Consider the following 13,192-nt stretch of genomic DNA (forward strand, 5'->3'; position numbering starts at 1 on the left):
GCCTTGCACATGTCCGATTCGAGAGTTGGCATAGATATAACACCGCCCCTGAACCTGAACACCTAGCAAAACTGACAGGTGTCAACACACGAAACTTCCACTACTGTCGACACGTATTCGGCACGCGCAGCCCCTGACTTACAGCGCCCGCCCCCTGACAAGCAGAGTGAGAACGTTCATTATGAGTACGGAATCTTCACTGCATTCCAACGCCCTTAACTTCATGAGTTTCATGGAGAGCGGTGTCGACAGCCGCACCGGACAATACACACTGTCCATAAAACTTCCCGAGTTGGGCGCCAATTACTTCTCCGGCCCCGAACTTGAACTCAGCCTAAACTTCAACCCGCTCAATACGATTGATTCGGGTTGGGGGCGGGGATGGAATCTGTCACTGACGCAGTTCGCACCGCACACACAGGTCATCACCACCTACAGCGGTGAATCATTCAAAGTGACCGGTAGTTCGGGCTCACGCTTGCAAATGCAGGAGCAACGGCTGGCGCACTTTCACTTCTACCGCGAACCTGCCGGGCCAGGCGGGAATGCGCGCTATCGCGTGGTGCACCGTTCAGGCCTGGTGGAAATCCTCGAAGAAATGGGTAGCGCGATCGGGCGTATCGCCCTGCCCGTGGAGATCTACTCGGCCACGGGGCACAGGATCGACCTCCAGTACCAACCGTTCAACTCGTCTTACATGATGCTCTGCTCGATCAGCGACGAGCGTGAGGAGATCCTGCTGGAAATTGAACGCGACGATGGCCGCATCGAATTGCGCGAGCGCCCTTATCAGGGTGACAACGGCCAGCCCGTTGCCCTTTATGCGATGAACCTGATCAATACTGACTGGGTCGCATCGATCGTGCTGCCAACCCGTGAGCTGGCCAGCTGGCGCCTGGATTACGCCCTGGTGAACGGGTTGTTGTGCGTGAGCAAGGTCGAGCCCCCTACCGGTGCCCGTGAATATCTCTATTACCAGGACCGTGGCCATCTGTTCCCCGGTGACGCCCGGCCAGCCCTGCCGCGCGTGACCCGGCACGTCATCGAACCGCGCGGTGGCCAACCTGCGTTCCAGCGAACCTATACCTACCCGGGCTCCAACAACTTTCTGGGTTACGGCGCCGGGATCGGTTGGTCTGACAACGGGCTGGACAACCTCTACGAGTCGAAACGGTACGACTTTGAGTATCAAACGGTCGAAACCTTGCGCGACCACAATGGCACAGCACTGCGCGACATCACACGCACCTTCAACCGCTTCCATCTGCTGACCTCGACCAGAACCGTGCAGAACAACTGCGTACATGAAGTCACCATGCAGTACAACATCAAGGACGCCCCCTTCGATCAACAGGTGTCGACCCTGCAAATGCCGATCAAGGAGCAGACACGCTGGTCGCTGGCGGACAACATCACGCGTAGCCGCCTTGAAACCGTCGAAACCACCTACGATACATCGGGCAACATCATCTGGCGCAAACTTGCCAACGGCGTGACCGAGACCCAAAAGTGGTATGGCACGCAAGCGGAAGATGGCTACCCCGGTGATGCCAATGGTTTCGTTCGTCACCTGAAGAGCAAAACCACCACCCCGGCGAGCAGCGGCCGGGGGCAAGCCCCTGTTCTCACTCAGCACTACCGCTACAAGGCGCTGGCGCCACTGGCAGGCAACGCCATCACCCTCAACCCGATGATTGTCGAGCACAGTGAAACCCTGACGCATGCGCACGATCCGGCGCACCCCCTGGAAGAGAAAATTTACTATTACCTCGACGCGCCCAAGTCCAGCCTGCGGCACGGCCGTCGCTATCAGGAGGTGGTGAAACGCAACAAGCTGGAAACCACCACCCAGTACCAGTTCAATTCACTGCTAGACCCTCTGGGCGGCCATCAGGTACTGGAAACCCGCAAGACCCTCTTTGGTTACGACGGCGCGCAACGGTCCACCGTTCAACGGCGCTCGCTGCTGCATGGCGAGAAGCTCTACGAACTCAACGAGAACGGGGTTCACACACAATGGGCGTACGACGCCCTGCGGCGAGTCACCGAGGAAAAGGTATCGCCAGAGACACCGTTCGAGGCCAAAAAACGCTACGACTACCAACTCTGTGCCAGCGATGCGGACATTGCCCGCGCCCGAGTCACCAACGCTCGCGGCATCACCACCGAAACCGAGCTGGACGGCCTCGGACGGCCGACCCGGGAGAGCCGTGACAACGTGCTCGAGGCGAGGCCGGGCGCTTTCTACGAAATCCTGGCCATCCAGTACGATGCGTACGGCAACCGGATACAGGAGAGCGTTACCGACTGGCTGCAAGCCCAGCAGTACCTGCACCTGGTAACAAAAACGCGGTACGACGACTGGGGCGAGCAATGCTGCACCATCGGCCCGGATGACGTGGAGCAGCACAACGTACTGGACCCGATCGGCAACGCCGATCACCAGGGCGCCATTCGCTACAGCTGGCGAGAAGGCGGGAGACTGGAATCCCGAACCCAGGTGCAGAACCGCAACGGCAGGAACGTCCGATCCATCCGCCAGGCACGGGCCATCAGTGGCAAGACCGAGACCTGGCTCAACCTGTTCAACAAGCCGGTACTGCGCAAGCGCCTGGATGCGTTGGGGGAGCTGATTGGCGAACGCCGCTACAGCTATGACGGCCTCGGACGCACGCTCACCGAAACGGATGAGCGCAACCACACCACTGCATTCAGCTACGACGCCTGGGGCCGGATGCTCACGACCGAGCAACCGAATAAAACCCTGCTCACCCGCACCTACGCCGAACACTCTGCCGAAGACCTGCCGACCCGCCTGGTGGTAACCCCGGCGAATGTGCAGTTGCCCGCCCGCCAGATCGGCGCGCAGTACTTCGACGGCCTGGACCGCCTGATAGGGACCACCACCGGTGACCGGACGGAGTACTTCCTGTTCCGCGACGGTGAATCGATACCGCGCCAACGCATCAACCCCGCTGGCGAGACCATCGAGCAGGACTACAACCTGCAGCTGACCAATGAGCCGATCAGCAACACCGCGCCCGAGGACCACGCCAGCTTCGCCTACGACCCTGTCAGCGCCCGATTGCTGAGCGACGACAACCGGCAATGCGCACGGCGCTTCGAATACAACAAAGCCAATCAGCTGACCGCCGAACACTGGGAGGACAAGCGCGACGGCAAGACCTGGAGCCGCATTCATAGCAGCACCTTGCAGGATCGTCTGAAGAACACCCACGAACCCTACGGTGAAGACACCACCCATGAATACGACGCCCAGGGCCGCCTGGTCTCAACCCTTCAGGGGCAGCTGCAGGCCGAGTTCAAATACGATGATCTGGGCCGCATAGACCTCATCACAAGCCATGACCGAGCCAGCGCACAGGCCCTGGAAACCAAGATCGAGTACGACGACCAGGACCGTGAAGTCAAACGCACCTGGCGTCAGCCCGGGCAGCCAGAACGCACACAGGAAACCGTCTGGGACAAGGATGACCTCCTGCTCAGCCGCACCCTGCAGCTCGGCGGAGTATCGCGACTGGTCGAAAAGTTCGGTTACGACAGCCATGCACGCCTGAACATGTACAACAGCACAGGGCCGGACCAACCTCGCGATGCGCTGGGCCGCAGCATCGCCATGCAGGTGTTCAACTTCGATGCCTACAACAACATCGAGTTGACCGTCACTTCCTTCACAGGTGGGCCGGCCGCTGAACGCGCCACGTTCATTCATGCCGAACGCGACCCCTGCCAGCTACAGCGTATCGAGTACACACCGCCGCGCACCGCGCCCAATCCTGAGTTCAGCTACGATGCCAATGGCAACCTGACCCGAGACGAGCAAGCCCGGCCAATTCGCTACGACAGCCAGAACCGGTTGCTGGGCCTCAACGACAGCGGCGCCCCGGACACCTATGGCTACGACGCAGGCGGCTTGCTGGTCAGCAGGCCCGAGGCCGGCGAGCGCACGCTGCTGCTGCATGACGGCCAGCGTTTGCGCATGGCCGTGCGTGACAGCCTGCAAACCCTGTACCTGCATCATGACGAACAAGCGCTGGGCCAGCAGCAGAAAGGCACTGGTGCGCAATCGCCCCTGCTGCTGCACACCAGTGCCAGCCACAGCGTGATCGCCGAGAGCCAGGCCGGCAGCACGCGCGCCGTCCGTTATACCGCCTATGGCGAGCGGCACGCCGACGATCCACTGCTCGGCACCCTGGGCTACAACGGCGAAGCGCTCGATCCCGACAGCGGCTGGTACCTGCTCGGTAGTGGCTACCGCGCCTACAACCCGGTGCTGATGCGCTTTCACAGCCCCGACGCACTCAGCCCCTTCGGCGCGGGGGGGCTGAACTACTACGGCTATTGCCAAGGCAACCCGATAACCTTCCGCGACCCGACCGGGCATTACAGCATCGGCTATAGCGGGCAAAGCCGATCGCTGGCAGACCTGAATAGCTACAGCATCTGGCGGGGCAAGGCCTTAGGTGCGATCGGCTGGACGGGGATAGGCCTGGGCATACTCTTCGCCGCAGTTGCCTCCGTGGCCGCCGTCGTGGTGACAGGTGGCGTAGCTGCGCCGGCAATCGCGGCTGCCTGGGCAGCCGCCGGTGGCGGCATCAGTGGCGCGGGTGCGGCACTTTCGGCAGGTGTCGGGGCAATTGCCAGCGTATCGCTCGCCGTCGGCATCAAGTTGGCGGCCACGGTGGCTACAGCCACGTTGTCAGTCACCGGTACGGCGCTACAAACGGAAGCGATACTTTCGGGGCATGAAAAGCGGAACAATATTGGGACAATCCTGAATTACTCGGCAGCTATCTTGGGGCTTGCGGTGGGCGCGATGCAGTTGATTGCAAAAATACCAAATATTGCATGGCGCGCTGGCAGTTATACAGTCACAACGATCACCGACGACCCTCTAATAAACAGCGGGAAAACCCTATCCGAATTAAAAATGGCAAGGCAAATCCTCCACCCAAGAAGCCCTGTCTCAGTCTCAAAATCCAAGCATTTCTTCCCCGTAGCAGAGGATATACCAGTCGGCCATAAAGTATATTTACCGTATACAGAAATCAGACGCTAAATAACAATCCGAAACACAAAACCCGTCACTGCAGTTCAACACTTCAGGCAGGCATACTTGTTGGAGACAACAATGAAACCACTCACGTTCAGCACCCAGCAACATGACCGCACCACCAAAGCCCGGCGCAAGTATCTGAAGTTGCAAGATGCCCCTGACAAGACAGCGCCGTTACCGGTGACCGCCCCCAATGTCCAAGGCATCATCGACAGTGACGATGGCACGCTGCATAAAGACCGCTTGAAAACCGACCTGACCGTCGAGATCCCCGCATGGTCTGACCTGCCACCGGGCAGTGATCCAAATGACTACTCGACGTTACAACTGCAGTTTACCTTGACTGGCGCCGAAAATACCTTCAGGGCCATTGGCCCTGTCGAAAAGTTCCTCCCGCCCCTCGTGCCAGGAGACTTTCCGTTAGCACTGGCTTTTCCCCAGGCGTCCATTCCACGCAATGGCAAACTGTGGATTCGCTACGAACTGGTCGACCACAAGGGCGACCAATATGTTTCACACCCCATCGAGCTGATCTGCGACAGTGTTCCGCCCTGGGGGGATGAGCCCGCTCCCCCGCTGACCGCGCCTACGGACATCATCAACGAAGCCTACCTGACCAACCACCAGGCCGGGATTGAACTGGGTATACCTGAGTACCCGGAACGTGCATCCAAAGATACCTACCAGGCGTTCTATCTGAAGGAATGGCCTGAAGAAAATGCGGACTACGATAACCCTGTCGTCGATGGCACCGTCACAGACGACCGCAAGATAACCATTCCGGCAGATGTGGTACGCAACCTGGGGGATGGCAGGTTCTACATCGTCTACTACCTGTTCGACAAAGCCCAGAACCGCAGTCGCATCCGGCTGCCGGCGACGGTCGATGTGGTGCTCACACCAGAGCCCAAGGACCTGCTGCCACCCGAGGTGCCGCTAGCGGTAGATGACGGCGTACTGAGCCTGAAAGATGCACAGGCGGGTGTGCAGGTAGAAATACAGGCTTACACCAATTCCCGCAAAGAGGACAAGATCGCGATCAAGTGGGGCGCGACGCCCCTGATCGCCGAACAGGTAGGCTCACGCCCATTCCCTATATCGATATCCGTACCCAGCGATATCTTGCGAAACGAATACGGCAAGGCCTCCGGGGAGGTGGCGACCCCTGTCAGCTATCAGGTGCTACGTGGCCACGCCGCCTATGGACCGGCGGCCGATGACTTCGCTGTCGACTTTTCCGTTGCAGGCCCGGAACGCCCTGACCCCGACCCCGACTGGCCGGACCCGGTCAACGACAAGATGCTCGCCCCCACAATCACCAGTTTCAGCGGCGATACGAACCTCATTCCCCCGGCCGACCGCGGCAAAGACGCCACGCTGACCTTCAAGGTATTCGAGGGCGCCGCAGCCCCTCAGGTAGTGGACTTCTACTGGGACGGCACGCAGGTGACCCCGGCACGCTGGGTTGTCGATGAGGCACCCGGTGCCGACAAGTCCGTCACGATCCCGTGGAGCTATATCGAGGCAGCTGGTAACAAGCTGGCGCTGCCTGTGCATTACACCGTGAGGGGCGACGAAAACGCGCTCAATGAACAGGAGTCGCTTCCACAGTTCGTAGAGGTATCGGCCATCGACATGACGGCCGACGATCTCGAGTTCCTGGGTTTAACGGACCGGCTCTGGCTGAGTTGCCAATCCCTCTGGGACCCTGATGACCCCTCCGCCGCCCCGGCGATCAGGGTGCAGGTACCGCCCTGCAGCCGCTTCAACGTGCCACCAAACACCACCATGACACTGAACTGGGTGGTGTATGACCAAATTGTGGATGGCAACCTGATCGATGGCGTTGAGAAAACCTGGACTGTGACCTTGAACGCCGAGCAGATCGCGAACGGCTTCGTCACGCGAGTCGAGCCGTACGATCAGCACATCAAGCCCATCTATGACGCCGCGCCGTCGGGCGGGCGGGCCGAGGTGAGCTACGTCATCAACACGCAGCCACCCATTACCTCCAATACCACGACCAACAAGATCAGCGTCGCCGATCAGGGTACGGGGGGCTCGTGTGACGTGAGCCAACCTTGAGCAAGCCTCGGCAGCGGCGTTGGCAATCGTCCGCTGCCGATCCACTTACAGGATTTTTCCATTGAAGAGTAGGAATTTCCTTACATTTTTTGCGACTTAACGCGCTTAGCCTCGCGGTATGCGGATTGTTCTCCAACGAAAAGAAGAACGGTCTTACAAAAATTTGTTCACTTCGAGGTTTTCCCTGAATGCCGAGCCGCCTTTTTCACACCCTTCGCCACTGTTCACCACCCGCCCATCTCGTGCTGGCAGGCCCGCTGTTTTTCGCCAGTGCCTGCTGGGCAGAAACCCTCATAGATGCCGATACTCAGCTGGATGCCGGCAGCACACTCGACAGCTACCGGGTGATCGGCCCGGCCGTTCTGACAGCCACCGGGGCGACGACGTTACAGATCGCCGCCCAGGCGGGCGCCACCGTGAACCTGTCGGATAGCCAGGTCACCGCTGAATCGAATGGCAATGGCCTGGCGCTCAATGGTGCCAGTGCCACCGTACACCGCTCGACCATCCGCAGTGACGCCCGTGGCCTGGCGCTGAGTGCTGCAGGGGCGGGTAACGGCTCGCGCGCCTTGATCAACGACAGCATGATCGAAGGCGGCGTACAAGGCGCGACCATCAATGCCAGTTCTGCCGAACTGCAGCGCAGTGAACTACGCGGCACGGGCGCCAGCAGCGAGGGCGCACGACTGGTTGCCGGCACCCTGATTGCCAGGGACGGCAGCACCATCAGCGGCGGCAATTATGGCGCGCGCATTCTTGAGGACGACGGCCGCGGCTCTACGCTGGTGGTCGACAACAGCCTGATCGAGGGACGCAACGGGCCAGCGATCGCCGTCGGCCGAGGGGCCGGCTTTGCAGCATCGGCGCAGATCGACGTCATCAACGGTGCCAGCCTCAGTGGCGGCAACGGCGTGCTGCTGCAGGTGGCGGAGGATGCTGCCGCCAACCTGCGTGTCAACAACAGCCACCTGGTGGGCGATATCGTCGCCGCCAGCGGCGGCACCGCCAATGTGCTGCTGGAAAACTTCGCCACCCTCAAAGGCCGGCTGGATAACGTTGCAAGCCTGGGAATCAACAGCGGCGGCGAATGGACCCTGGTCGACAACAGCCAGGTAACCGACCTGTCTCTGGATAACGGTGCCGTGCGCTTCGGCGGGCCAGGCGAATTCTTTACCCTTTCCGTAGAAAACCTCACCGGCAACGGCACCTTCATCATGGAAGCCGATTTCAGCACCTCGCAGTCGGACTTTCTCGACGTGACGGGCACCGCCAGCGGCAACCACCAGTTGCTGATCAGCGCCAGCGGCAACGATCCGCTGACAGACAACAGCCTGCATGTGGTCCATGCCGCTGCTGGCGATTCACAATTCTCGCTGCTGGGTGGCTCCGTGGACCTGGGAGCCTATTCCTACGACCTGGTGCAACGCGGCGACAACGACTGGTACCTGGACGCGACCACCCGTACGGTCAGCCCCGGCACACAAACGGTGATGGCATTGGCCAACGTCGTGCCGACCATCTGGTACGGCGAGCTCGGCGTGCTGCGTAGCCGCATGGGCGACGTGCGCCGCAACCCTGGCAAGGCCGGTGGCTGGGTACGCAGCTACGGTAACCGGTTCAATGTCTCGGCGACGTCTGGCGCGGCGTACCAGCAACAGCAACAAGGCCTGTCGATCGGCGCAGATGCGCCCCTGGCAGCTGGTGACGGCAACTGGCTGGTCGGGATCACGGCCGGCTACAGCAATTCCGACCTGAACCTCGCCCGCGGCTCTTCGGCCAGCGTCGACAGCTACCACGCCGGTGCCTACGCCACCTGGCTCGATCCCGAAAGCGGCTATTACATCGACACCGTGGCGCGCATCAACCGTTTCCGCAACCAGGCCGACGTGCGCCTGAGTGACGGCAGCAAGGCCAAGGGTGACTACAGCAACCTGGGTGCTGGCGTTTCGCTGGAGGTGGGGCGTCATCTGAACCTGGCCGACGACTGGTTCCTCGAACCGTTCGCTCAACTGTCCGGGCTCGTGGTCCAGGGCAAGGACTACAGCCTGGACAACGGCATGCGCGCCAACAGCAACAGTACCCACTCGCTGCTGGGCAAAGTGGGTACCTCGGTCGGGCGCACCTTCAGCGCGGGCACAGGCCGTAGCGTGCAACCTTACCTGCGGGTGGCGGCAGTTCATGAGTTCGTCAACGACAACCAGGTGAAGGTCAACGACAACCGCTTCAGCAACAACCTGGCCGGTTCGCGCGGTGAACTCGGTGCAGGGGTGACGGTCGCCTGGGGCGAAAAATGGCAGGCCCACGCCGACTTCGACTATAGCCATGGCAGCAAGCTTGAACAGCCATGGGGCGTGAGCGTCGGCGCCCGTTACAACTGGTGAAAAAACGAGGGAAGGCCAATGCGCCTTCCCTTTTGCATTCATGCGTGACACATGGAGAAGGACGATGGCACAGAACAAGCGCTCCGGTAACCGCAGAACTCCAACCCCTGAACTGGACTCGGCCCCTCTTGTCCATCCAACCGTACCAAGCGTGGTGCCCGATGTTGAAGGGGGGAGACCCAACACGGTCGAGTTCCGGGCAACCTATTCCCCCCTGCGGGTAGAGTTCCACCCCTGGGCAAATTCGCACCCGGAAATAGATGAGGAATACCTTTTTCTCTACTGGAATGACGTACTGGTCGACAAGAAGACCTTCAGCAAGCCAATCGAACCTGAAGAGCTGTTCATATTGGTACCGGTCGACAAGCTTATTGAAGGCACGCACCGCCTGCACTACGCAGTCACGCTGTACAACGATACCCATGTGTCTTCACGGCCACTGGATATCTACATCGACAAGACCGCGCCGCTGCTCCCCGCAGATGATCGCTTGGTGCTTCCCGACTACGTTATTCGCGAAGGTGTCACCGAGGACTACCTCGCGGCCAACGGCGACAAGCTCGTCTGCACAGTCCCCTCGTACATTGGTGCGGAGCCAGGCGATGTCGTGAAGTGGTTTTACAGCGAAGACGGCGCCGGGCAGGAAATGGTCGACATGATGACACTGACCCAGGAGCACGTCGAAACACTGAGCCCGCTAGGCACCAGCAAACCGCTCGAGCTGACCTTCCCGGGCGCTTTCATTCGCCAGTCCGGCAACGGCACGCGTTACGTGCGTTATGAAGTGCAGGACCGCGCTGGCACATACCCCCAGCGTGCGCTAGCGGTCGCGTTGGAGTCCGACCCTTCCCCGCCACCACGCGAATTGCCACCGCCACACATCAAGGAGGCGAAGGGCAGCGATTACCAAAGCACGCTGGAACCTGGCAACGCATTCGACGGCGTCACATTCGTCATACCCGACGGGGCAGAAATCCGGCCGAATGAGACTGTCACCGTATTCTGGGGCCAACCCGGGACGCTCGGCGGTTACTCCACCAACACGCCCATATCGCCAGGCGCACTTGAATACCTGATCCCCAGCCTATATGTGCCGCCGCACATGGGCGGCCGGGTGGAACTGTATTACCAAATCGACAAGCCTGACGTGCCCCCCTCGCCTTCGCACTATGTCACGGTGCGGAAAATCGAAGGACTGCCAATCGTGCAGTGCAGTGATATCCGCAACCGCGCACTGAACCTGCGCACACTGGGCGAAAGCACCACCTTTACCCTGGAAAGCTGGCCGTTCCGGCATACGTCGCAATTCGTCAACGCCTGGATCGACGGGGTGGAAAGCGGCAACGTCACTCGGGAAATCAGGCTGCCGATTGCCACCGCGCTGCCTGTACCCAGCGAAACGGGCGTGATGGTGCTGGGTAGCGTCACGAAAACCGAACTGTTGAGGCTGGCAATCAACTATCAGTTCCGGGTGTCGGTTGAAGTGTCGTTCGACGATAAGCTGAGCTGGTTGAAATTTCCCGATGCGGCAGCCCAACTGGAAGACAAGCCGTAGCCCGATGCAAAAAAAAACGCCACCCGAAAGAGTGGCGTTTTTTGCAGTTGAAGCCAAATGTCGGGATGACCATGGATCCCGATGGCTTTGACTGAAACGAAAAAAGACGCCGAAGCGTCTATTTTCGAGGATCTACAGACTTCCGTGGAAGGTTGTAAATCTTGATTTGGAGCGGGAAACGAGACTCGAACTCGCGACCCCGACCTTGGCAAGGTCGTGCTCTACCAACTGAGCTATTCCCGCATTGTGAAACTTTACCGCTTTCGGCGTGAAGCGCCTTGAAGACCTTCACCACCACTGCACCGCATAGACGCCACAGTATTTAAACTGGAGCGGGAAACGAGACTCGAACTCGCGACCCCGACCTTGGCAAGGTCGTGCTCTACCAACTGAGCTATTCCCGCATTTGGCGTCCCCTAGGGGACTCGAACCCCTGTTACCGCCGTGAAAGGGCGGTGTCCTAGGCCACTAGACGAAGGGGACACACAACACTTTTCAGTGCACCAGAACATGAACCTCACGATTCAGCCTGGATTTTCTTTTCCTGCCCCGCCGCTAAGCAGTGCCGGAGAAACTGGAGCGGGAAACGAGACTCGAACTCGCGACCCCGACCTTGGCAAGGTCGTGCTCTACCAACTGAGCTATTCCCGCATTGGCGTCCCCTAGGGGACTCGAACCCCTGTTACCGCCGTGAAAGGGCGGTGTCCTAGGCCACTAGACGAAGGGGACACGCTGCTGGCATTACTGCCTGCTTTCACTCCCTGCTGCGTTTCGCTGTGTGCTTTACGCTGCAAGTGGCGCGCATTCTATGGATGGTTCGGGAAGGCGTCAACCCCTTTGTAGAAATTTATTTAAATCAATGACTTCCGGGTACACCCAGCGCTGTTTTGGTGCGCCTGCCGGGGTTTGCCGTTGATTTTCTGGCGTCAAGTCAGCATTAATGTGCCAGCATCCAGTCATGGCACAGTTTGCCGATAGAAAAAGAGAATGGCTGTCAGGGCCTCTCGCGAGCACGCTCGCTCCTACACTCAATCATGCAAACCTATTCATGAGGCATTAACGGTGACACCACTTCTGATCACCCTGCTCATCGTGGCGGGCATCGCGTTGCTGATCGTGATCGGCTACCTCAACAATGTGGTCGAAAATGGCAAGCTTGAGCGCGCCCGGACGAAGATCGAGCTCGCCGACCGCCTGCGTCGCTGTGGCGAAATCACCGAGACGTTCCCCGGCCAGTTCATGACCCCGGCCCTCAAATTGCTGCTGACCCGCCTGGAGCTGAACCTCAACCAGCGCCTGCTGGCGGTGGACAAGCACAATGCCGAATTCAAGGCGCGCATCGCCGAACTGGAAGGGCTGATAGCCCTGGGCGACAAGATCCCGGTCAACAACCCCCCTAACCCGATCCACACCGAGATCAAGGCCAAGGACGTACGCTTCCTGCTGGAGGCGCTGCACAATCAGGTGACCCGCGCTGCACAGGAAGGCTTCTTGCCAACGACCGAGGCCAAACACTGGGTCAAGGAGATCCGCCATATCCTGGTGTTGTTGCATATCGAGTTCTTCAACAACCTGGGCCAGCAGGCCCTGCAGAAAGGCCAGCCTGGCCAGGCGCGCCTGGCCTTCGAGCGCGGCGTGCAATATCTGCGCAAGCAGCCCGAGCCGAAGGTGTATGAAGAGCAACTGACGTATCTTGAGAAACTGTTGGCCCGGGCCAATGCCCAGGTGATGGACCGCATGGCCCCGGCGGAAGGCGAGCACAACGAATTGACCGATGGGCTCAAGACCGATGAGGAAGAGACCTGGAAGAAGAAGGTGATCTACGACTGATTGGTTAACCTGTACCGGCCTCTTCGCTACTGGCGTATCAATGCCGTCGTAGGAGCGGGTTCACCCGCGAAGAGGCCGTGCCTGCTGGCCAATATTCCTGAGCATTCATCGTTGCAGCCACCACCGTATTCGCGGGTAAACCCGCTCCTACACCGGGGTGGACACACATCCCTGGTTGGACACAGGCCGTCGTAGGAGCGGGTTCACCCGCGAAGAGGCCGGGCCTGCTGGCCAATATTCCTGGGCATTCATCGTTGCAGCCAC

5 protein-coding genes and 5 tRNA genes are annotated in these 13,192 nt (G+C 59.9%); 5 read left to right on the plus strand and 5 right to left on the minus strand.

Annotated features, from left to right (window positions below; all coding sequences use genetic code 11):
- Window positions 1–181: 181 nt before the first annotated feature.
- The 4 genes from ACF8GF_RS05110 to ACF8GF_RS05125 all read left to right on the plus strand — a co-directional run bounded on the left by ACF8GF_RS05110 (window position 182) and on the right by ACF8GF_RS05125 (window position 11,098).
- Complete coding sequence (locus ACF8GF_RS05110; protein ID WP_392487742.1) at window positions 182–5,080, plus strand: RHS repeat-associated core domain-containing protein; 4,899 nt, start codon at window positions 182–184, stop codon at window positions 5,078–5,080.
- Window positions 5,081–5,152: 72 nt separating this feature from the next.
- Window positions 5,153–7,162 carry a hypothetical protein gene (locus tag ACF8GF_RS05115; protein WP_176685432.1) on the plus strand — a complete coding sequence of 670 codons (2,010 nt, stop codon included), beginning with the start codon at window positions 5,153–5,155 and terminating at the stop codon, window positions 7,160–7,162.
- A 188-nt stretch (window positions 7,163–7,350) separates the two neighbouring features.
- Window positions 7,351–9,543: an autotransporter outer membrane beta-barrel domain-containing protein gene (locus ACF8GF_RS05120; RefSeq protein ID WP_176685431.1), complete on the plus strand. Its 2,193-nt coding sequence runs from the start codon at window positions 7,351–7,353 to the stop codon at window positions 9,541–9,543.
- A gap of 64 nt (window positions 9,544–9,607) precedes the next feature.
- Window positions 9,608–11,098, plus strand: a complete 1,491-nt coding sequence (locus ACF8GF_RS05125) for a hypothetical protein (protein ID WP_392487743.1) — start codon at window positions 9,608–9,610, stop codon at window positions 11,096–11,098.
- A gap of 167 nt (window positions 11,099–11,265) precedes the next feature.
- Here the strand turns inward: ACF8GF_RS05125 and ACF8GF_RS05130 are convergent.
- The 5 genes from ACF8GF_RS05130 to ACF8GF_RS05150 all read right to left on the minus strand — a co-directional run bounded on the left by ACF8GF_RS05130 (window position 11,266) and on the right by ACF8GF_RS05150 (window position 11,827).
- A tRNA-Gly gene (locus ACF8GF_RS05130) sits at window positions 11,266–11,341 on the minus strand.
- 85 nt (window positions 11,342–11,426) lie between these two features.
- Window positions 11,427–11,502: transfer RNA gene (locus tag ACF8GF_RS05135), tRNA-Gly, on the minus strand.
- A 3-nt stretch (window positions 11,503–11,505) separates the two neighbouring features.
- Window positions 11,506–11,581: transfer RNA gene (locus ACF8GF_RS05140), tRNA-Glu, on the minus strand.
- Window positions 11,582–11,673: 92 nt separating this feature from the next.
- Window positions 11,674–11,749: transfer RNA gene (locus ACF8GF_RS05145), tRNA-Gly, on the minus strand.
- Between the two features lie 2 nt (window positions 11,750–11,751).
- Window positions 11,752–11,827: transfer RNA gene (locus tag ACF8GF_RS05150), tRNA-Glu, on the minus strand.
- Between the two features lie 333 nt (window positions 11,828–12,160).
- Here ACF8GF_RS05150 and ACF8GF_RS05155 point away from each other — a divergent pair.
- On the plus strand, window positions 12,161–12,928 hold the full coding sequence (locus tag ACF8GF_RS05155) for a hypothetical protein (RefSeq protein WP_176685765.1): 768 nt from the start codon (window positions 12,161–12,163) through the stop codon (window positions 12,926–12,928).
- Window positions 12,929–13,192 lie beyond the last annotated feature (264 nt).

This window comes from Pseudomonas sp. yb_5 (genome assembly GCF_043103865.1).
In the GTDB taxonomy this organism is placed as follows: domain Bacteria; phylum Pseudomonadota; class Gammaproteobacteria; order Pseudomonadales; family Pseudomonadaceae; genus Aquipseudomonas; species Aquipseudomonas putida_Y.